Source organism: Nostoc sp. (genome assembly GCF_036917555.1).
Lineage (GTDB): Bacteria > Cyanobacteriota > Cyanobacteriia > Cyanobacteriales > Nostocaceae > Nostoc.
Genome location: NZ_JBALDD010000023.1, coordinates 557074 through 578721 on the forward strand (window position 1 = coordinate 557074; position 21648 = coordinate 578721).

A 21648-nucleotide genomic window follows, 5' to 3' on the forward strand; every position below is an offset into this window, starting at 1 on the left:
ATTTACATAGCAGCTATGATGTCAATAGAGAAATCACGGAAATATATTTGACTGTCAACTGCTTAAAACTGAAAAGGGTACAAAATGAGTTCTGAATCTAACGTCAAGTTAACGATCGCTCTTTCTAATCCAGACTTAGATGCAGATGAGCAAGAACGCGAAACACGGAATCTGCTGCGAGAAATCAAAGACTTAGATGTAGAAAGTGCTGAACTTGTAGCAGTTACAGAAATACCTGAAGGAGCCAAGTCTGTTGGCGGTTTTCTAGTAGGAGTGTTGCAGGCAGGGGTGAGCCTTGCCAATTTTAAGAAATTGTTGGGATTTTTGGGCGATCGCTTGGGTAACAAAACTATTGAGTTGGAAGTTGAGGCTAACGGTAAAAAACTCAAGGTTAAAGCCAGCAGTCCAGAAGAATTAACCGCCGCCATTGAACAAGCGCAAAAATTTGTTGCAGGTAACTAGGAAATTCCAGTAGTAAGGAAGAATAGTGAGATGGCGAAAGTAGCACTCCTAATTGGAGTCAGTGAGTATGAGCCTGGTCTTACTCCATTGCCAGCAGCGATAAATGATGTTGAAGCAATGGAGCAAGTTTTGTTGCACCCAGAGATTGGCGGTTTTGATAATGTAAAAGTACTGAAAAATCCTCAACGACAAGCAATGGATGAGGAAATCGAGAGACTATTTAGCGATCGTCAAAGAGATGACCTCTTACTCATGTTTTTCTCTGGACATGGAATTAAAGATGAGAATGGCAAACTTTACTTTGCTGCTTGCAACACTAAAAAAAGTGACAAAGGAGAACTACTTAAGTCCACAACAGTACCAGCTAACTCTGTACATTCGGTCATGAGCAATAGCCGTTGCAAACGCGAGGTAGTAATTCTTGATTGTTGCTTTAGTGGCGCATTTGCTGAGGGGATGTCAGCGAAAGATGATGGTTTTGTTGATATCAAAAACCAATTAGGTGGAGAAGGGCGAGCTGTTCTGACATCTAGTACCTCAACCCAATATTCTTTTGAACAGCAAGGAGCAGATACTTCAACTTACACGCGCTATATAGTTGAGGGGCTGAAGACTGGTGCAGCAGATAAGAATGAAGATGGTTGGATTTCCATTGATGAATTGCATGAATATGCTACTAAGGCAGTACAAGAAGCTACTCCTGCAATGAAACCGGAGATATATGCTATCAAAGAAGGCTATAAAATAAACCTTGCTAAAGCACCTATTGATCATCCCAAGCTCATATATCGTCGAGATGTTAATTATTGGGTAAGAGACGGTGAGATTATTAATATGGGTCGTATTCCTTTAACTAAGCGACAAAAAGAGTTAGGACTTCAACCTGATGAAGCTTCTGCTATCGAGGCTGAAGTTTTAAAACCTTATCAAGACTACAAAGAAAATTTACAGGAATATCAAAAGGCGTTCATCGAAGCAACTAAAGGTAAATTATCTGTTAGTGACAATACTCATGCTGATTTGAAACGTCTTCAGCAAGCGTTAGGACTTAGAGATGAAGATATAGCACTAATCGAAGCTCCAATAATTGCCGAAAACTCACCTAGCTTACCTCCTCCACGCTCCCAAAATAGCAATTTTAAATATTATATAGGAGTTTGCATTATCGGAATAATCGGAGTACTTATTGGTGGTACTGTTGTATATTTATTTCGACCTACGCCTCAAAGCTGTGCTAATAAAGAGCAGTATAGTTTGAATGACAGAATCAGCTTGGGTGAAGAAATTTTATTAAAACAAGATACAAACCCAGATAAAGAAGCTGGAGTTAAAGCATTTGCTCAAGGTGATTGTCTGACTACTATTAGGAAATTGCAGGCATATCGAGCAGCAAATTTTAGTGATCCAGAAGCATTGATTTATTTGAATAATGCTAAGGCTCGTCAACAAGAAAATCGGCTCAAAATTGCCGTGAGCGTACCCATTGGCGAAAGTCCAAATATAGCAAAAGAGATATTACGCGGTGTGGCTCAAGTTCAAAATCAAGTAAATAGCAGTAATGGCATTAATGGCAAAGCTTTGGAAGTGGCGATCGCAAACGATGATAATGATCCAAACACTGCCTCAAACATTGCCACTGTGTTTGTCAAAGATATGAGCATTTTAGCCGTAGTAGGACATAATGCTAGTCGTGCTTCAATCCCCGCAGCTTCTGTATATCAAAACGCTGGGTTAGTAATGATATCGCCTACTAGTTATGCCCGGAACATAACCTCTATTAGTAATATTGGTAACTATATTTTCCTTACTGCTCCCAGTGTTAGTTCCATAGTAGATAGTATTTCTCGTTATGCCATCAATCAGAGGAGAAAGACTAACTTTCTCATCTGTGTCGATAAAAATCCAGATAATGGGTCGGTTAAGGATAGTTTTATCGAAGCGATCAGAAGGGCTAGCGGCACTATGAATCCTATAGATTGTAATCTTGATGACTCTAAATTTAACCCACAAGTAGTCCTTTCTCAAGCTATAAAGAAAGGTGCTAATGCCTTAGTATTAGCTTTCTACATTGACAAATCAAGGGACAAAACTGGGCGAGGTGGTGCGTTAATAAGAGCTAATCAAGGTCAGTTAGCTTTATTTGGTACTCCGTCAATGTATACGAAAGAAACCTTAGAACAAGGGCAAAATATCAACAACATTATTATGTCTGTACCTTGGCATCCCACAGCATTTCCTAATAATCCTTTTGCATCAAATGCTATGGAACTTTGGAAAGTGCCTGTAACTTGGCGAACAGCGACATCTTATGATGCAACTCTAGCGATAGTTAAAGGTTTGCAGCAAAGCAAGACCCGTGAAGACCTACAAAAAGCCCTACACAGTCCAGGTTTCTCAGTCAATGGTGCAACAGGAAAGATTCAGTTTTTTACACGATTAGGCGATCGCAAAGATAATGCCGTCTTTTTAGTCAAAGTTCAACAAATACCTGGCACTGATAAATATGAGTTTGCGCCGATTCAACCTTAGTTTTGCAGCTTTACTTAATAGTGATCGCACTTATTCATTCTTCTATTTCAAAATAGCGATCGCACCCAGTCTTTCACTTACAGCAACTTGATTAGAATGCGCTGATGAATATGAGTTTGTGCGAATTCAATCTTAAAGTACAACTCAAAACTGTAGTCCAAACAAATCAAAAAAGCCAAAATTCACAACATATCTGGATTTTCCCCCAGTTCTCTTAATCTAGCCGCTAAACGAGCCACCTGTGCAGCAGCCGCTTCTTCTCGTACACCAGCAACTTCTGCTTGTGCAACTGCTGCTTGTGCTTGTGCAACAGCAATTTCCGCCTGCGTGACTGCGACTTCTGCTTGTGCAACTGCTGCCTCCTCTGGTAATAAAACCAGATTGCCAGCCACATCGTAAAACCGCAACCATACCGCCGTTTCTCTGTCTATTGTTCTCTCACTCGTCCCCAACCAGAAACCTAAACGCTTACACCATAGCCACCCATTCTCATTTGGGGTCAAAGGCTGATACTACTAATTATCATCTAAATGCCATCCCTGTAAAGAATTAGGATTAAAGGGATCATAGACAAAATAATCTGAGGTACGGAAAGTTTGTTCGTAAAGATTTTTCTTAATACCCTTATCTATTGCTGCCGTAGATGGTGACATTAATTCCACGATTACATCAGGATAGCGACCGTTTTCTTCCCAGATTACCCAACCTTGTCTAGAGTTACTGCTGTCAACATTCAGTACTGCAAAGAAATCTGGATCTCGGAAATCACGGTTACGAACCTAGGTGCTGCTGTAGTAAATAAACATATTGCCCCCAGTGAAGAAATCATTGCAGTCAGCCCAAGCTTGTTGCAATGACCGAATCAACACATTCATGGCAATGCGGTGGCGATTTGATTCCAAGGGTTCGCCATCATCAAAAATTAAATCTGTAGGTGGCATGGGGGGTTCCCAGTCCACAATGGCTGCTGGATTTGTCTCAGTAGTCATGAGCGATCGCCTTTCTCAAAAAGCCTTAGATTTATATCATAATCTGCCGAGAGCTTGCTGGATTAAAGTGTATAAATTAGAAATGGTTATAAATTATTATTAACCCAATCTCTAAAATTACGCATAGCTTGACTTCTGCCAATTGTTAAACACTGCTGAACATATTTATTAACTAATTCAACAATTGGGATACCAGGAAAATTAGGGCTAGATTCAGATTTTATATATTTCCCTTCTTGTAGCAAGAAAATTTCTAAACCTTGTTGTGTATGTCGCCAAAGTTCAGGAACTCCCAAAATTTCATAATTCTGAAATCGAGTGCGAGAAGTAATATCAATTTCGATTGCTAAATCTGGTGGTGGGTCTATATTTAAATCTATACGATTTTTCCCAATTACAGCAGCTTGATTTTGAATATAAAAACTGGTATCTGGTTCTACTGCTTGCCGCATTCGCTCATTTTTAAGTGTTGTGGAACCAAAAGGCTCAAAATCAATTTGGAGTATTTCTAACAAGATTTTGACTAAATCACCAATAAGTTCTTTATCTTTTTCGTGTTCTGGTAGGGGAACCATAATTTCTAACCAACCATGACTAAAAGAAATACGTGCAGCACGCCTTTCTCCCATTTCTTCTAAAATATTTTCTAACTGCTGCCAACTAATATCTTTGAGCAACATTTGTTGACCAGGTTTAACGATAATTTGTTGCAGTTTTAAAAGCATATTACCTCAGAGAGTTGATGTAGTAATTTATGTAGCTGATAGAAGTTACAAATTAACTTTCTTAAAGTATATCGCCTCTGAGTATGAGTGTAGATATTACAGCAGAATTTAGGAGAAAAACACGCTTTATAACTGGGTAACAGACTTAGCTTGTGTATCTCACCAACTTGAAATTTGCTGTATGTAAAAATATCAACGTAATAGAATATACAAATAATCCAAATGCAACTGACTATTCGTAAAGCTTCTTGTGAGGATATTCCGGCTTTAAAAAATTTGATTCAAGACTCGGTGAAAAATCTCCAAGCTACCTATTACAGTCTTAAACAAATGAATGGCACTCTTGGCACTGTTTTCGGTGTTGATAGCCAACTCGTCAAAAATGGCACATATTTCATTGCTGAGGTTGAGTCTAAAATTGTTGGTTGTGGTGGTTGGAGTCAACGCAAAACTCTTTTCGGAAGCGACAAAGCTCAGAATAAAGAAAATGACTTACTCGATCCATTTCATGAGCCAGCGCGAATTCGTGCTTTCTTTGTGTTTGTCTAATCCTTCATTGATGTCTACAAATTTCATTTCTGCTTCATCAAGGCGTGAAAAATTACGCAGCGACAGCACAATTTGACGAATGCGCTTGGTTCCCACTTGCATTGAAGCCATTAATTTGGGTAAATCTTTTGCCAAAAACTCAATATCAAGGTCTTGGACGCGATCGCTAATTTCTGGGGTAGGATTTGGGTAGGTTTGTTGATAAAGCTTGAGCAAATCGAGGATGTCTTGGCTGTAAACGCTTGCATGGTTGAGATTGGCATGGATAAAATTGGCGGGATTATTGATTTCATGTGCCACTCCAGCCACTAGTTGTCCCAGGCTAGACATTTTTTCGGTGTGGATGAGTTGAGCTTGGGTATTTTGCAATTCTTTCAGGGTTTTGCTGAGTTGTTGCGCCTGCTGGCCAGAAATCAAGGCGCGATCGCGAATCTGTTCATATAGTTGCTTGCACCTGTCGCCATGCACTAATCAACCCAACCAATAGCAATCCTCCCAAAACTGTAGCCAACAGGTTCAACGCCTGTAATGGCGATTCAATATTTTCTTTTGGCACAATTAACGCTACTGACCAATTTGCTTCTCTCAAGGGAGTGTAAGCAACATAGCTCCACTTACCATCCAGTTGAGCCAATTCAATGTTTCTACGTTTAGCTACCATTTTTTGAGTAATTTCAACTAATCTGGGATTGCGCGAGTTGAGGAAACTCTCGGCAGCTTTTTCGGGTGTACCAATTAGTTCCGTATTGGGATGGGCGATGGGAACTCCTTGAGAATTCAGCGCAAAGGCATAGCTGCCCTTCCCTTGATGTAAATTGCTCATAACCTCAACTACCCGGTTAATTGGATGGAATTCCTCCCATTAAAACACCTGCTGGTTTTATGCCTGTTTCAGCAGAAATCGGCGAACTAATCTGAATCTGTAACTGTTTGGTTGTACGTCCAATAATTGGATCAGCTGCTACCGTTTCACCCGCCATACTCCGCTGAAAAAATTCTCGGTCTTTAACATTGAGATGATCTCCGTGAGTATTGATTAATGCACTATCTGATGTAGCCAATGCCATGAGTAAAAATGTTTGTAGCCGCTTGACCTCAGATTGTAGGTAAGGTTCCATTACAGATCAATCTAGCGATCGTACCACAACAGAATTTGCCAAAGTTTTAATTTCTGTCTTCCGAATGGTTAACCAGTTCTCGATATCATCCTGACCTTGGTGTGTTCTTAACAGTGCTTCTTCCTTGATACTATCGAGCAGCAATCCCTTAACAATATTGTAACTAGTGATAGCTGTGGCACTAATGCTAATGGAAAGAATTACCACAATTGATAACAATAGTAAATTTTGCGATCGCTATTTCAATGAGTAATAATTTTTGTTGGTTAGCACATATTGTAGAGGGTTAAGTTTTAACCAGCTTTTGCGTAATTTAAGTATCATCGTTGCTTTACTACCAAGTTAAAATTTAAAAATCGAAAATTAAAAGTGCTGAGTAATTTATACTTTACTCAGCACGGGTTAAACCCTCGCTACTGCTAACAGCACTCATTCTTGTTGTTGAGTAGAGATTTGAATGACAAACTCTGTGCCTTTTCCAACTTCGGAAGTACAATAGAGTGAACCACCATGTGCTTTTACCACAATTTGATGAGCGATCGCTAATCCTAATCCAGTGCCTTTTCCGACAGGCTTGGTGGTAAATAAATGGTCAAATACTTTTTGTTTAACCTCCAGTAACATACCCACGCCATTATCAGCAATCTTAATCAAAACATGCTGACCTGAGTCTGCTACACGTGTTTGAATGGTGATGCGATTGGGGTTGGCAAGAATCACTTCCAAACTGCGTTCTGTATTGTATTGTTCAAGCGCATCAATAGCATTTGCTAACAAGTTCATAAACACCTGATTAAGTTGTCCAGCAAAGCATTCTACTAGGGGTAGTTTGCCATAATTCTTCACTATCTCAATTGCTGGACGGTTTTCATTAGCTTTTAAACGGTGTCTGAGAATCAGAATAGTGCTATCAATACCTTCATGAATATCAAAGGGAACTTTATAATCCTTATCTGCTCTGGAGAATGTTCGCAAACTGGTACTGATACTGCGGATACGGCTAACACCCAATTTCATCGAGTCCAGCAATTTAGGTAAATCTTCGCGTAAATAATTCAGGTCAATGGCATCAATTTCATCTTGAATATCTGAGCCGGGATTGGGAAACTTTTCCTGATAAAGATTAATTAATCCAAACAAGTCTTTAACATAATCTTTGGCTGGTTCAATGTTACCGGCAATAAAGCCCACAGGATTATTAATTTCATGAGCAACACCTGCTACCAAGTTACCAAGAGCAGACATTTTTTCACCCTGGACTAATTGCAATTGCATCGTTTGGAGTTCTTGCAACGCTTGTTCTAATTGTTGTTTTTGCTGTTGCAGCAATTGTTGTGCTTGGTGGTATTTGGTAATGTCTTCAGACGTGCCAAGGATGCCAAAAACATTTCCTTCTTTATCTCGTAACGGAATTTTATTTGTATTTGACCAGATTTGTTTTCCATCTACTTGCTGGATGGTTTCGATAATATTGAGTTCAGCTTGTCCAGACTCCATAATGCCGCGATCGCACTCTACATAACAATCTGATTCCTCACGAGTCCAGGGAAGACCGTAGTCTGTTTTACCAATAATATTTTCTGGCACTCCTACACCCGAAGTTTGAGCAAACTTATGATTACAGCCTAAATAAACACTATTGCGGTCTTTCCAGAAAACAGACTGAGGAATATTGTCGATAATTAACCGCAAGAATTGTTCAGTCTGTCCAAGGTTTTCTAGAGTATTTTGTGCTTGCTGATAAAGTCGGGCATTTTCTAGGGAGATTGCAGCTTGAGTACATAATAGATTCAGAATTTCGATGCGATCGCTAGTAAACGCTCCAGTAATCAGATTGTTTTCTAAATACAAAATCCCTAACAGTTTCCCTTGATAGAGAATCGGCGTACACAGCAAGCTTTTGGGTTGCTGACTACTGATGTAAGGGTCAGCTATCAACACCGGATGTAATGTTGTATCAAGGATAACGGTAGGTTGCAGGCTGCGTTTGACGGTGTAAATTAGGCTATGGGAAACGTCTGCACTATCTTCTACAAAAATGGACTGTAACACCTTTGATTGCTGCCCAACTTGAGCAGTCGCCTCAACTACCAATCTATCTTCTTTGAGCAGTAGTAACGCACACTTATCTGCTCCAGCATTTTCAATCACCACTTGCAGCAGCTTCGTAAGTAATTTATCTAGTTCAATTTCACTCGAAAGAGTCTGAGAGGCTTTTAAAACTGTTGCCAAATCTAGCATTACTGATGTATTGCTACTAGATGTTACTGATCTATTAATACTTGGGTGGAAGGTAGTAACGCTGTCAATATTTGTAACCGTCTCATTGGGCGTGAGTAGCGATGGCGTCTGTTGTAAAATGGGAGCTAGCAGTTGTGGATAACGCTGTTCTAAATCATCGACTTTGGCTTTAGCGCCCCAGCGTGTGTAGCAATAGTAAGCATTAATCAAATACTCTTGAGCAATGCGTTCTTTGCCCCATTCTAAATAAAACTTGGCTGCAAGTTCGTTAGCGAGAGCTTCTTCGTTGACATATTCGTTTTCTTTAGCTTTAGCAATGGCGCGATCATAATACTCAATTGCCTCTGCTTTCGTCCCCAAGATTCGACATTTTTCTGCAACAACTAAAGCATAGCGGTGAGCCTGATTGCTTGGTGCATGATCTGCCCAGATGCTGAGTTTTTCTTGATGGGCTGTCACCCGCTCTATAATACTGATTTGGTCTGTCTCCCTGGCATCTGGATAAACTGCTAATCGAACCAATGCATCGTAGAAGTAAAACAGAGGAAGCAGCACTAGTCCTGTGACTGCACCCAAATATGGTTCTGCCAGTTTGGCGTTTTGTAGAGCTTGTTCATAGTGTTGGAACAGATAGGAGAGGAACAGTTTCTCAAAATAAACCTGATATAGTCCTGCTCCGTGATTCGTTTTGAGGTAAAGCTGAATTATTTCATCCTCATGACAGTATTCGCCAAGCAACCGCTCAGGTTCAGCCGCAACCTCCAACAGATTGACTACAACCTGATGATAAATACTTTGTGTGTAGAGACAACTATCCTGGCGCAATTGCTGAATGACCTGGCGATGAGCTTCTATCGTTTGTCTTAAGGCAGATAGTTCCTGACCACTCCAGTAAGCTGTGTAGCAATAACACATCAGGCTGAGAGCGACATACTCAATGTCACCGGTTTCTAGCCCAGTGGAATAGGCTTGCAAATATCCTTCCAGGGTATATTTTGCAGGTTCTTGCCAATGTCTAAGGAAGCAGTTAAAGGCAAAAATGGTTTTAGCGTTTAACTTGGGGGCATGGATGCGTTGCAGGAGATTCACCCCCAATTGCCCAAACCGATAGCCTGCCTCAATATCTCCCAATATGGCAACCAAGGTCAACCCATACATTACATAGCCATGAGTCGATTCTGGAGCATTGCCGTATTCTACTGATAAATTGAACTCGGCAAAGATCACTAGAGGCAAAAGGTCAGGGGCAGCTTGATAGGCAGCAGAAATAATGCTGGATAAAATAACCATTGCCGCTTTTTTCTCAGGTGCGGACATTGACGGTAATTCCAGTAAAGATTCAATTGACCTGCCATTGAGTGAGGTCTGAGTATGCCTCAGTGCCTGTTCAATGTCTGCTGGGGTGGGTCGTTCTGGCAAATGCACTCCTAGATACTTGAGGATTTTTCGCGCTAATTGCAAGGCTTCTAGCTGCTGATGTTGTGCCATGCAAGCCTGGATTTTAATACTGTAGATATTTACCCGATCGAGCCAGGATTGGGCATGATTCAGTACTATCTCAGCTAACTGTTCCATCTGTTCAAAATCAGTGCAGAGGTAAGCTGATTCTGTTGCTCCTTCATACAAGATAAGGGCGAGATTGTATTGTCTATGCCAGCAATTACTCGTTAGCATGGCAATACCTGTGTTGAAATAGTCTAAAGCTGCTGCGTAAGCTGTTGCACCCTTAGCTTTATGCCCAGCTGCTAAGTTTAACTGCACAAGTTCCTGTTGCTCCTGGTCATCATTAATCAAAGCGACCCCTTGATTGAGGTGATTGACGATCGCAAAAATTTTCTCATCTCGTTCATTTGCAGTCGTTGCTTGTTGCAGCAAACGCCCAATGTGCAGGTGAGTAACTTGCTTTTGGTTATCAGGAATTAGTGAATAGGCAGCTTGCTGAATGCGATCGTGAAGAAATTTGTAGCTGATGGTTATTTGTCCATAGTCATTGTGGCTATTTACCAATGAATGCTGTTGATAAAACTTATAAACATCACTGGTAGGAATGATCAATCCTTCTTGGAGTGCTTTCCATAATTCATCTGCTGTTGTGGCCTCAGACTGTTCACGGACGATCGCTAATGTCGCTAAATCAAATTGGTTTCCCACACAAGCCGCTAATTTCAAAACTTCTTGAGTTTCGGCTGACAACTTTTGCAGTTGAATTGCCATAAACTCTACTACATCATCAGTAAGAGCGATCGCTCGCACCTGAGCAATATCACATTCCCACCCTCCTTGTACCCCCTTAGTAAGGGGGGTGGGGGACTGAGGGCAGTTAAATGTAATTAGTTGATCTTGGTGTAGCGCCTTAAGAAACTGGGTACTGAAGAAAGGATTACCTTTAGTTTTGCTCAATACCAACTCTGTTAACGGTGCGGCTAACGCTTGAGAACAACTCAATGTATCTGCAACCAAATGATTGACGGATATTTGATCAAGTGAAGCTAAGGTAATTGTATTAACTGTAGCGCCTAAGTTTTGAATCTCTTCCAAAGTCAGCATCAGTGGATGTACTGGATTGACTTCGTTATCTCGATAAGCACCAATTAATAGTAGATAGCCAATGTCAAGTTCACTCATTAACAAGTGCATTAACTTGAGAGAAGCAGAATCTGCCCATTGCAGATCGTCAATAAAAATTACCAATGGATGTTGTAGTGCAGCGAAGACTTGAGTGAATTTCAAAAACAGCAAATTGAAGCGATTTTGTGCCGCACTCCCAGAAAGTTCTGGTGCAGGAGGCTGTTTACCAATAATTCTTTCGAGTTCTGGAATCACCTCAATCATCACTTGTCTGTTCTCACCCAAAGCAGAGAGAATTTTACACTTCCATTGCTCAAATTGGGCATCGGTTTCACTCAGGAGTTGCCCGATTAAGTCTCGAAAGGCTTGCACAAAGGCAGAGAAAGGGATGTTGCGCTGGAACTGGTCAAATTTACCTTTAATGAAATAACCCCGTTGTCGGACAATTGGCTTGTGGACTTCATTAACCACAGCAGTTTTGCCAATCCCGGAGAAGCCTGCTACCAAAATAATTTCAGTGCTTCCCTGACTGACTCTCTCAAAGGCATCCAGTAAACTTTCAACTTCGCCTTGGCGACCATAGAGCTTTTCTGGGATAATGAAGCGATCGCAAATATCCCGTTCACCTAATTGAAAAGATTTAATCGAGCCAATTTCCTGCAATTGAGACAAACATTTTTCTAAATCCAATTTCAGCCCTAATGCACTCTGATAGCGTTCTTCAGCATTTTTCGCCATCAATTTCATCACAATCTCACAAAGAACTTGGGGAATAGGTTCTTCATTTTTGAATTTTGAATTTTGAATTTTGAATTGATTTGGTTGCTTGGCAATATGACAGTGAACCAACTCCATCGGATCGTTAGACTGGAAGGGTAGGTGTCCAGCCAGCAATTCATAGAAGGTAACGCCGAGGGAATAGTAATCACTGCGATAGTCTATTCCGCGATTCATCCGCCCGGTTTGTTCGGGGGAAAGGTAAGCGAGAGTACCTTCTAAAACATTAGGACTGTGAATTTTCTGGGTTTCTCTGGGTAAAAGAGAGGCAATACTAAAGTCAATCAACTTGACTTGCTTAGTTTCCGGGTTGATGAGGATGTTGGCAGGCTTGATATCTTTGTGGATAACTCGATGGCGATAGAGTCCGTCAAGAGTATTGCTCAGAGCGATCGCAATATCCAAGAACTCTGTCAGAGTATATTGATTGTTCGCCATTTTTTGGTTGAGCCAATCTCTGAGGGAAATGCCACCAAAATCCTCCATCACTAAAGCATAGCTGTTGCGGTAAGGTTCCAGGCTGTAGGGACGAACAATACCGGGTAGGTCAAGATTTTTAGCAATAGTGTACTGATTACGGAACAGCAGCAGTTCATTGAAGGTGGGATACTCCAGCAGGAGCAGTTTGATCGCAACCGGAAGTTGATCAGCCTCTCGAATAGCACGATAAACTAGGGTTCTAGAGCCTGCATAAAGTTGTTCGCTAATTCGATAATTCAAAAGCTTGCCCATCGGCTCAACTGCTGTATTCATACTTCATCAACTCTTGTTAAATCAGCTACTTATTTAAAGTAGTTTGCCCAAAAATCAGCTTTTGCTAACTCAGTTTTCTTTTGAGCGTAGGCCTAGCCCGCACTTCTCTACGAGACGCTGCGCGAACGACAAGCTCAGTGACCATCGTAGAAATCGCATTTAACCTGTGTGATGTGTCTTGAGCTTCTCAAGCAAAACTGCCCTTATTTCCGGTAAAATCAGTTCTGAGGACTGTGGATTTGGGAGAAATTTGGGGTGCCTACACTTGGCGTTAATATTGACCACATTGCCACTATCCGGCAAGCGCGGCGGACGGTGGAACCAGACCCCGTAGCGGCAGCGGTACTGGCAGAATTAGCAGGTGCAGATGGAATTACAGTACATCTGCGCGAAGATCGGCGGCATATCCAAGATCGGGATGTATTACTGTTGCGGCAAACAGTGCGATCGCATCTGAATTTAGAAATGGCCGCTACAGATGAAATGCTAGCGATCGCTCTCAATATCAAACCAGATTACGTGACTTTAGTCCCCGAAAAGCGCGAAGAAGTGACAACAGAAGGCGGACTAAATATTGTTGGGCAAATTGCTAGAATAGGTGAGATAGTCGATAAATTGCAAAGCGCTAGCATTCCAGTTAGTTTATTTATCGATGCCGAAGTAGCACAAATTGAAGCATCTGTCAAGATAGAGGCGCAGTTTATTGAATTGCACACCGGACAATATGCTGAGGTTAAAGATGAAACAAATCGCCACCGAGAATTAGCCATATTAGCTAAAGGTTGTGAACAAGCGATTAAAGCCGGATTACGAGTTAACGCTGGTCATGGACTCACTTACTGGAACGTCTATCCGGTGGCTGCGCTTCCAGGCATGGAAGAACTGAACATTGGTCATACCATCATCAGTCGGGCAGCATTAGTAGGTATGGAAAGGGCAGTCCGTGAGATGAAACAAGCTATAAGGGGCAATGGGGCATAGGGCATAGGGCATGGAGCAGAAAGAGGGGAAACTACTTACTAAAACTTCCCCTCTGCTCCCCCTGTCTCTCCCCACTCCCGTGTATTAAAAGAGGGTTGTCACTGCGAAATCTAGAAATTGGGATCAAATCTTCAGCAAAAACTTCTATGAGCGCAACACAATCTAACAATCTGCCACTTTGGGTACAGGATCGAGATAAGGTGATAGCAGAAAGCACTGATGTCGAGTGGCGCTATCAGACACCGCCTGATTATTCCCGTTCAAAAGAGAATCTTGCTAAAGAAAGTATCTACAATCATCTTGAAGGAACACTGGAAGCGATCGTGCAAAACTTAGTGAGAACCTTCGAGATGGAGGTATCCTTCAAAGCTAACCCGCAAGAGTGGTTATCTATTGTGAATGACAACTTTCGCGTCAGTACCAATGGCGGAGTAGAGTATACCGCAGCAGATGTATCAGCCCAAGGTACTTACAATTTATTTATGGCTGATTCAGAACATTACAAGGCTTCAGAAGAAAGCTTTGAATCATCCGCAAAAGTCTTCCACACAACATTTCCCCAAGGATTTCCTTGGGAAGTGCTGGAAGTTTTCTCAGGGCCACCGAATGTAACATTTAAATGGCGGCATTGGGGACATTTTAACGGAGAATACAAAGACCATGCACCTACTGGAGAGACGCTAGAAATTATCGGCATGAGCATTGCAAAAGTTACCGATGACTTGAAGATTATTTCTTTAGAACACTATTTTGACAATAATCTGTTCTTGGAAAAGCTAACATCTGGTGGCAAACAGACAAAATCTGAAAACCAGAAAAGTGCTTGTCCATTCAGTTCTTGGTTCAAGAAATCCCACAAAAGTTAGTTTGTAAGGGTACAGAGTCACTGTGCCCTGAATTTATTCACATAGCAACCAAAGGATGAAAATGCAAACATACCATTACGTTTTGGCAAGTCAGCGCTTTCTTCTCCAAGAAGAACCGATACACGAAGTTCTCAAAGAACGCATTCGTAACTACCACGAACAAGAAAAACAAATAGATTTTTGGTTGGTTGAGCAACCAGCTTTCTTGGAAACACCGCAGTTTAAAGAGTTAAAGGCAAAGTGTCCCCAACCAGCAGTAGCAATTATTTCTACAAATCCCCAATTTATTACTTGGTTAAAACTGCGTTTAGAGTACGTCATCACTGGAGAATTTCAGGCTCCTTCTGAGGCAATACCAGATGCTTTGGCATCGCTTACTACTGTATCTTAGGCATAGCGCATTGGGCATGGGATATAGGGTATGAACACAAGAGGCAGAGGTGCAGAGGGGAAAAACTTACTACAACTTCTCCCCTGCTCCCCCTGCTCCCCACTCCCCATTCCCTAATTTTATTTTTGAGTAACACAATGTATATGTTAATACATATTTTATCACCATACTGAAGTAGCTAGGTTTTCAGCTTTTTTCTTATAAAATCTTCTAGGACACCTTAATTTACATAATCTAACTTTTGTGCATAGATTTCAGAATTTACCAAGTGTTTTAGGATTAGCGATTGCAGGGTTGATTGGTGGCATGAGTTCTGTACTTGCTCAAAAAACCATTCCCTCTTGTCAACCACCAAATGCGGGTGAGTATCTTTTATTAGTAGTCAGTCCCACAGCAAATAATCAAAAGCAGTTACGTAGTGCCTTACCACCTGAACTTAAAACTATCACCTGCAAATATCTCAACGAAACTGTGACACGAGTCGGGGGCTTTAACAAAATTGACGATGCCAATCGTTGGGCAAGATATGTCAGCAATATTGTTGGCTTGTCTGCCATAATTACCACTCGACCAACAACAACGGCAGATGTGCAGCCACAGTCACAGCCAAAACCACCTCAGCAGACAGTCAGCTATAATCCTCAAGCATTAGGAGAAGGTTATGCAGTACTGGTAGATTATTACAACCGTCCAGAATTAGTAAATAGCGTGCAGCAAGTGGTTGGAGGTAACGTCGGCTTTGTTTCTTATGGACAACGCCCTTACTTGCTAGCAGTTTATACGACGAATCAAAGTGAAGCGTATAATACATTGCAAAAGCTAAACAATGGCGGTTTCGTTGCCAGCCTAGTAGATAGTCGTAAGGTGATTTTGCTGCGCTCGACTGTGCGGTTTTAGTGATATTAAGTTTACTGGCATCCTAATGCAAGCTACCAGATTGGTAATTTGTCAATTGACCGAATTTTAGATTTTAAATTTTGGATTTTAAATTCAAAATTTAAAAAGGTTTTAAGCGAATGTATTCATATTCGCTCTGTAAGAAACAAGTTATTTGAAACAAATCTTTCTATCCTTAATCCCCTGAATTTATTCACGGGGCAAATCTAAAATCCAAAATTCAAATTTGATTGACAAATTACCAGTTACTAATTATCAATAGCCCCTCAAACAAAGATTTATTGCCTTAGTTCAATAAGCAGACCTAGCTAACCAATAGATGGTTATACCCAAAGCCGATCCAGCGATTACCTGAACTGGTGTATGTCCGAGTAATTCTTTCAAACGGTCTTGGCTAAAATCTGGTTTTTCATGAAATAATTCATCAATCATTTGATTGAGAATACGAGCTTGCTTACCAGCTGCTTGACGAACTCCGGCTGCATCATACATGACAATGATGGCAAAAACGATCGCAACGGCAAAATCAGGAGATGCCCAACCCAGTGTTTGCCCTACACCTGCGGCTAAAGCCGTAACCAGAGCCGAATGGGCACTGGGCATACCTCCGGTTGTTACCAAAACACGCACATTCAGTTTGCGATTTTTGACGATCTCGACTACGAGCTTTAATGCTTGAGCAATTAAACAAGCTAGCAGAGCAACCAGCAGCACGCGGTTGTCTAAAATGTTGCCTATGTCCTGCATGGTATTTTGGTTAGGTTAGTAAATATTAGCAGCAGTTGTTGGTTGAGGAAACATTTAGATTCAACCCAAAATTCCCAAATTAATCTATTACGTTGGAAAAAGACCAACGATTCAAAATAACCTAAAAGCTTACTTGATAAGCTTTTGTAATTTTGAATCAGTGAATTTTTAATTTCGCTGGGTAGTAGTACAGTATGGTGTAAATAAACTACCCATTCCCAATCAATGAAACGCTTGCGGTATAGGAATTACGAATTACGTAGCTTGCTTCTCGCCTTGGGCGAGTATTACGAATTACGAATTACCCAAAGCGTTACTAGTTATTACGGCTAGTAATAAAATGAGCGATCGCTTGGAGTGGTTTGGCTCTGTCTCTAAATGGTTCTAATTCCACACAAGCAGCTTGAACTAGCTCTTGGGCTTTTGAGCGCGATTCCTCAAGTCCCCAAAGGCTAGGATAGGTAACTTTCTTAGCTCTTTGGTCTTTGCCAGCTGTTTTACCTAATTGCTCTTGGGTAGAAGTGATATCCAGAATATCATCGATGATTTGGAATGCTAGCCCAATATTTTGAGCATAACGGGTTAGTCGCTGCACATCTTCAGGTGATGCATTACTTATCAGCCCGCCACAAACTACGCACGCTTCCAAAAGGGCAGCTGTTTTGTGTTTATGAATGAAATTTAGGGTTTCTAGGGAAATATCAGATTTACCTTCCGACTCTAAATCGACAACTTGACCGCCAACCAAACCACCTGCCCCCAATGCCCGACCAAGACGGGCAATGACCTGCAAGACTACCTCTCTCTTAACGCTTTGGGGGGTTTGAATGGCAACAAACTCAAAGGCGAGAGCCAACAAGCCATCTCCAGCCAAAATCGCCACATCTTCGCCATAGACCTTATGATTCGTCAGCTTCCCACGACGGTAATCGTCATTATCCATCGCTGGGAGGTCATCATGAATCAACGACATTGTGTGGATCATCTCTACAGCACAAGCCGTTGGCATGGCCATCTCGATGGTTCCACCCATCATTTCACAGGTAGCAAGGCAAAGAAGGGGACGTATACGCTTGCCTCCAGCTAATAACGAGTAGCGCATCGACTCATAAATCTTTTCTGGATAAACGATCGGGATAGCCTGATCCAAAGCATTATCACAAAGCTTTTGTCGCTCTTTTAAATAGGCTGCTAAGTTAAATGTGGCTTCCTCTGGTGGTGTCTTTTGAACGTTATCAGTTGCTACCATTCTTTAATTCCTGACATTTTGGGATTTTTGCCTTATACGTCACAATTTTAAGGTGCTGTGGGGCTAAAAAAAATGAAGAGTTAGGAGTTAAGAGTTAAGAGTTAGCAATAAGAATTCTTAACTTTTAACTCATCACTCCTCACTCTCTTCTTTCTCTTACCGCCCTGGAATAGCTGGTAAATGTATTTTCCAACAATATGGCAACAGTCATTGGGCCAACACCACCAGGAACTGGGGTGATAAATCCTGCTACATCAGCGGTTGATTGAAAATGGACATCGCCAATGAGGCGACTTTTGCCATTAGTATCGCTGACGCGATTCATTCCCACATCTACCACAACAGCACCCGGTTTCACCATATCAGCAGTAATAAGTCCAGGACGACCTACTGCTGCAATTAGAATATCAGCATTTTGGGTGATGGTTTTGAGGTCATGCGATCGCGAGTGAGCGATCGTAACTGTAGCATCAGCTTCTAATAGCATTAGCGCCATCGGTTTACCCACCAAAATACTGCGCCCCACGACTACTGCCTGTTTTCCCTGCAAAGGAATTTCATATTCTTCTAAAAGCCGCATCACACCAGCCGGAGTACAGCTACGTAAACCGCTTTCTCCCCGTACTAGTCGCCCCAAGTTAACTGGGTGCAGTCCATCAGCATCTTTATCGGGATCGATTTGATGTAGAAGAGTTACAGCATCCAGGTGGTTAGGTAAGGGCAACTGTACAAGAATGCCATCAACTCTTTCATCGTGGTTGAGTGCAGCAATTACCTCTTCTAACTCTCCAAGGGTAGTTTGAACAGGAAAATGCTTACCAAAAGAAGCGATCCCAACTTTAGTGCAGGCTTTTTCTTTATTGCGTACATAAGCGGCTGATGCTGGGTTATCACCAACCATCAACACTGCTAAACCAGGTGGTCGTCCAATTTTTGGTTGTAATTGTGTAATCGCAACAGAAAGTTCTTGCTGAATTTTTGCTGCTATTGCTTTCCCATCAAGGATTTTGGCAGTTTTTGTTTCCATGAAAATTCCCAGCTATGTTCGCTTGTTGTCCAAAGTCCAAAATGAAAATATTGACTCTTGACTCTTGACTTTCGACTATTATTGTGTTGCTGTTTAATGTCGTAGCGTTTCTCTCACAGTAAATCCATAATGTTTATTTTCTCAGATCAACGGCATCATCTGAAGAATAAAGAACTAGGGAATGAGGAGTGGGGAGTGTAAAACGGGAGACAAGGGGACAAGGAGAGCAGGGGAGAAGTTGCAAGTTTTTCCCTGTGCCCGTCTGCCTCTCGTACCCAATGCCCCATAACAGCAGTTGCTCCACTTGGGGAAACCCCATCGCCCTTGGCGTCTCCCCTTGGGAGAAGACCGCACTGCCTCCCCCATGCCCAAAATAAATAAATCGGTGGCTTTTATGCAACAAATGAGAAATTTTTCCCTTTCGTTCTTGTACGGGCACAGTATTGTTCCTTACCGCTTGGGGTTGACTTTTTTCCTGATAGCAGGACTCTGTAGTTGTGGTAAATTGACATCGCCTGGCTTGCGTGGGGCTGGCTTAAAAATTGGTACAAATGTCACTCCAATTGGAGAAATTAAACCAAAACAAGACAATCAGGCTATAGTTTACATCCAAGGTCAGGTAGAAAAGCAAGCTCCCCTGATCAAACAGTGGGCTTATAAAATTAAGGACTCAACTGGCAAAATTTGGGTTGTCACCAATCAAAAGAATCTGGGTGAAGGTTCAGAAGTTGTAATTAAGGGTAAAGTTCGCTACCGAAGTATTCCCTTAGCTGGCAAAGAATTGGGGGAAGTTTATTTAGAAGAAGAATAATCAGCAATTAAAAATAAAGATATGAACAATCAACAGGTGCACGTAGCGATCGCAATTCTCTACCAGAAAAACAAGTTTCTCATGCAACTGCGTGACAACATCCCCGGTATTCTCTATCCTGGTTACTGGGCGCTGTTTGGCGGTCACATCGAACCTGGTGAAACGCCAGATGTAGCGGTAAAACGAGAAATTTTAGAAGAAATCGGCTATAATTTACCACCATTTGTTGAATTTCGCTGTTATCCCAACGAAAGGGTTGTCCGTCATGTCTTTCATGCACCACTCTTGGTGGAATTAAATCAACTGGTCTTGAATGAGGGCTGGGATATGGCATTATTTACGCCAGAAGATATTCGCCAAGGTAACTGTTATTCACAAAATGCTGGTAAAGTTCGACCTTTAGGGACAATGCATCAGAGAATTATGTTGGATTTTATTGAGAAAAATCCAGCATAATTTGGGGATGTGAGCATAGTCATGATCTTGTCTCCCCTCATTCCCCATTCTTCACATCCCTAAAAGCCAAAATAAAGTTAAAACGAACTCTTATGAGGTTATCACTAATGCAATCAGCAAACAAACTGCCACGATGGTTAACTATAGGATTGGCATTTCCCATTGCCATTCTCAACGGCTGGCTATTGCTCCAGGTTATACAGTATTTTCAACCCTTAGTTAGCATTATTGCCGCCGCCATCCTGCTGGCTTTTGTCTTGAACTATCCAATCCAGTTTCTTCAAGAACAAGGAGTGAAACCCAACTTAGCGATCGGAGGAGTGTTACTTTTGACTCTGGTGGTTTTAGTAGCTTTGGGCATCACCTTGGTTCCCCTGATTATTCAACAGCTGGTTGAACTGGCTAATATTTTGCCCAGTTGGATTGATTCTGGTACTCAGCAGCTGCAAGCTTTTCAGGATTGGGCGTTAAGTCAACAGCAACTTCCGATTAATTTAAGTGGTTTATTTACCCAAGTTCTGGAACGATTATCTAACCAACTTCAGTCCTTCACTGGTAGAATTCTTGGTTTTGCTGTCGATACCATTGGTAGTGTCCTGAATGTGTTGCTGGCAGTAGTGTTGACTATCTACCTAATATTGAATGGTGAACGTCTTTGGGACGGAATTTTTCAGTGGTTTTCCCCTAATATTGGGTCACGAGTACGGGAATTGCTACGAGAGGATTTCCACAATTACTTCATCGGCCAAGCAACATTGGGAGCGGTGTTAGGCGTGACAATTACACTAGTGTTTTTGGCGCTGCAAGTTCCTTTGGCTCTACTGTTTGGTATTGGTATTGGCTTATTTTCACTCTTCCCCTTTGGTACGGGAGTCGGTATTGCCATAGTAAGTTTGCTGGTAGCGCTGCAAAATTTTTGGTTAGGAGTGGAAGTCTTAGGTGTAGCTGTTGCGATCGACCAAGTTAATTCTAATATTATTGCACCTCGAATTCTTGGTAATTTGACTGGCTTAAATCCTGTGTGGGTGGTGATTTCTTTATTGCTGGGTGCAAAGTTGGGAGGAGTACTGGGCTTATTAATTGCGATCCCTATAGCTAGTTTTATCAAGGATATAACAGATAGCTGGCGAGCTGGAGAGTTTAATAAGATAGAGGATATAAAGTCAGAACCTGTGACGATCAAAAGTGAGAGAGCAGGAACTTATAGCTAAAGTCTCATTATTGAAATTAACTGAAAAACTGGTGCGATAGTCCATAAATAAACTACAAAATCCTAATTTAAGATATTAACAAACAAGAAGCTATTACTTTGTGGATCAATAATTTCCAGAAAGAAAAATAATGGCAGAAAGCTGGAGCGTAGGATTAGACAACTGTAGGCATCGCTATTTACATCTAAGCAAAAATTTGGTGAAACATTAATCAATGATAAACCCATACAAAAGCATCATAAAATTCCTTTTCGTAAAGGGAATAATGGAATACAACGCTTGCAGAACATGACTGCGAAGC

Annotated in this window: 22 protein-coding genes; 10 read left to right on the plus strand and 12 right to left on the minus strand. The window is 41.5% G+C overall.

Features of this window, described 5'->3' with window-relative positions:
* The first annotated feature begins 84 nt into the window (after positions 1-84).
* Together V7K60_RS11220 and V7K60_RS11225 are read left to right on the plus strand one after the other, a co-directional pair.
* The gene (locus V7K60_RS11220) at positions 85-462 is read left to right on the plus strand and encodes a hypothetical protein (protein ID WP_334925442.1); all 378 of its coding nucleotides are present in this window, start codon (positions 85-87) and stop codon (positions 460-462) included.
* A 30-nt stretch (positions 463-492) separates the two neighbouring features.
* Entirely contained in the window at positions 493-2991 is a 2499-nt protein-coding gene (locus V7K60_RS11225; RefSeq protein WP_334925444.1) for a caspase, EACC1-associated type, read from the plus strand.
* A 182-nt stretch (positions 2992-3173) separates the two neighbouring features.
* On the opposite strand, the gene V7K60_RS35205 is transcribed toward V7K60_RS11225, so the two are convergent.
* The 4 genes from V7K60_RS35205 to V7K60_RS11235 all read right to left on the minus strand — a co-directional run bounded on the left by V7K60_RS35205 (position 3174) and on the right by V7K60_RS11235 (position 4705).
* The gene (locus V7K60_RS35205) at positions 3174-3494 is read right to left on the minus strand and encodes a hypothetical protein (protein WP_442944370.1); all 321 of its coding nucleotides are present in this window, start codon (positions 3492-3494) and stop codon (positions 3174-3176) included.
* A gap of 12 nt (positions 3495-3506) precedes the next feature.
* On the minus strand, positions 3507-3728 hold the full coding sequence (locus tag V7K60_RS35210) for a Uma2 family endonuclease (RefSeq protein WP_442944376.1): 222 nt from the start codon (positions 3726-3728) through the stop codon (positions 3507-3509).
* Positions 3729-3770: 42 nt separating this feature from the next.
* Complete coding sequence (locus V7K60_RS35215; protein ID WP_442944371.1) at positions 3771-3980, minus strand: hypothetical protein; 210 nt, start codon at positions 3978-3980, stop codon at positions 3771-3773.
* 86 nt (positions 3981-4066) lie between these two features.
* Positions 4067-4705, minus strand: a complete 639-nt coding sequence (locus V7K60_RS11235; RefSeq protein WP_334925446.1) for a Uma2 family endonuclease — start codon at positions 4703-4705, stop codon at positions 4067-4069.
* 222 nt (positions 4706-4927) lie between these two features.
* On the opposite strand from V7K60_RS11235, the gene V7K60_RS11240 reads away from it, so the two are divergent.
* Positions 4928-5254, plus strand: coding sequence for a hypothetical protein (locus V7K60_RS11240; protein ID WP_334925447.1), 327 nt, complete (start codon positions 4928-4930; stop codon positions 5252-5254).
* On the opposite strand, the gene V7K60_RS11245 is transcribed toward V7K60_RS11240, so the two are convergent.
* From V7K60_RS11245 to V7K60_RS11265, 5 genes are all read right to left on the minus strand, one after another.
* Entirely contained in the window at positions 5198-5722 is a 525-nt protein-coding gene (locus tag V7K60_RS11245) for a sensor histidine kinase (RefSeq protein ID WP_334925450.1), read from the minus strand. The two genes, V7K60_RS11240 and V7K60_RS11245, sit on opposite strands and share 57 nt — an antisense overlap.
* Complete coding sequence (locus V7K60_RS11250) at positions 5691-6077, minus strand: hypothetical protein (protein WP_334925452.1); 387 nt, start codon at positions 6075-6077, stop codon at positions 5691-5693. The genes V7K60_RS11245 and V7K60_RS11250 overlap by 32 nt, the downstream gene beginning before the upstream one ends.
* Positions 6078-6093: 16 nt before the next feature.
* Positions 6094-6372, minus strand: a complete 279-nt coding sequence (locus V7K60_RS11255) for a hypothetical protein (protein WP_334925454.1) — start codon at positions 6370-6372, stop codon at positions 6094-6096.
* Positions 6373-6378: 6 nt separating this feature from the next.
* A complete protein-coding gene (locus tag V7K60_RS11260) occupies positions 6379-6591 on the minus strand; it encodes a hypothetical protein (protein WP_334925456.1) in 213 nt (70 codons plus the stop codon).
* Positions 6592-6801: 210 nt separating this feature from the next.
* The gene (locus tag V7K60_RS11265) at positions 6802-12711 is read right to left on the minus strand and encodes an AAA family ATPase (protein WP_334925457.1); all 5910 of its coding nucleotides are present in this window, start codon (positions 12709-12711) and stop codon (positions 6802-6804) included.
* Positions 12712-12966: 255 nt separating this feature from the next.
* Between V7K60_RS11265 and V7K60_RS11270 the strand changes: the two genes are divergently transcribed.
* The 4 genes from V7K60_RS11270 (at position 12967) to V7K60_RS11285 (ending at position 15846) form a co-directional block, all read left to right on the plus strand.
* Positions 12967-13692 (plus strand): pyridoxine 5'-phosphate synthase, encoded by a 726-nt coding sequence (locus V7K60_RS11270; RefSeq protein ID WP_334925459.1) that lies wholly within the window; start codon positions 12967-12969, stop codon positions 13690-13692.
* 146 nt (positions 13693-13838) lie between these two features.
* Positions 13839-14558: a SnoaL-like polyketide cyclase gene (locus V7K60_RS11275; RefSeq protein WP_334925461.1), complete on the plus strand. Its 720-nt coding sequence runs from the start codon at positions 13839-13841 to the stop codon at positions 14556-14558.
* Between the two features lie 61 nt (positions 14559-14619).
* A complete protein-coding gene (locus V7K60_RS11280; RefSeq protein ID WP_334925463.1) occupies positions 14620-14949 on the plus strand; it encodes an MgPME-cyclase complex family protein in 330 nt (109 codons plus the stop codon).
* 243 nt (positions 14950-15192) lie between these two features.
* A complete protein-coding gene (locus tag V7K60_RS11285) occupies positions 15193-15846 on the plus strand; it encodes a hypothetical protein (RefSeq protein ID WP_292873921.1) in 654 nt (217 codons plus the stop codon).
* A gap of 291 nt (positions 15847-16137) precedes the next feature.
* On the opposite strand, the gene V7K60_RS11290 is transcribed toward V7K60_RS11285, so the two are convergent.
* From V7K60_RS11290 to folD, 3 genes are all read right to left on the minus strand, one after another.
* On the minus strand, positions 16138-16593 hold the full coding sequence (locus tag V7K60_RS11290) for a divergent PAP2 family protein (RefSeq protein ID WP_334925466.1): 456 nt from the start codon (positions 16591-16593) through the stop codon (positions 16138-16140).
* A 316-nt stretch (positions 16594-16909) separates the two neighbouring features.
* Entirely contained in the window at positions 16910-17842 is a 933-nt protein-coding gene (gene crtE / locus V7K60_RS11295) for a geranylgeranyl diphosphate synthase CrtE (RefSeq protein WP_334925468.1), read from the minus strand.
* A gap of 139 nt (positions 17843-17981) precedes the next feature.
* Positions 17982-18869: a bifunctional methylenetetrahydrofolate dehydrogenase/methenyltetrahydrofolate cyclohydrolase FolD gene (folD, locus tag V7K60_RS11300; RefSeq protein ID WP_334925470.1), complete on the minus strand. Its 888-nt coding sequence runs from the start codon at positions 18867-18869 to the stop codon at positions 17982-17984.
* 364 nt (positions 18870-19233) lie between these two features.
* Between folD and V7K60_RS11305 the strand changes: the two genes are divergently transcribed.
* The 3 genes from V7K60_RS11305 (at position 19234) to V7K60_RS11315 (ending at position 21347) form a co-directional block, all read left to right on the plus strand.
* Positions 19234-19680 carry a hypothetical protein gene (locus V7K60_RS11305; RefSeq protein ID WP_442944377.1) on the plus strand — a complete coding sequence of 149 codons (447 nt, stop codon included), beginning with the start codon at positions 19234-19236 and terminating at the stop codon, positions 19678-19680.
* A gap of 21 nt (positions 19681-19701) precedes the next feature.
* A complete protein-coding gene (locus V7K60_RS11310) occupies positions 19702-20136 on the plus strand; it encodes an NUDIX hydrolase (RefSeq protein ID WP_334925472.1) in 435 nt (144 codons plus the stop codon).
* Positions 20137-20243: 107 nt separating this feature from the next.
* The gene (locus V7K60_RS11315) at positions 20244-21347 is read left to right on the plus strand and encodes an AI-2E family transporter (protein WP_334925474.1); all 1104 of its coding nucleotides are present in this window, start codon (positions 20244-20246) and stop codon (positions 21345-21347) included.
* The last annotated feature ends 301 nt before the right edge of the window (positions 21348-21648 follow it).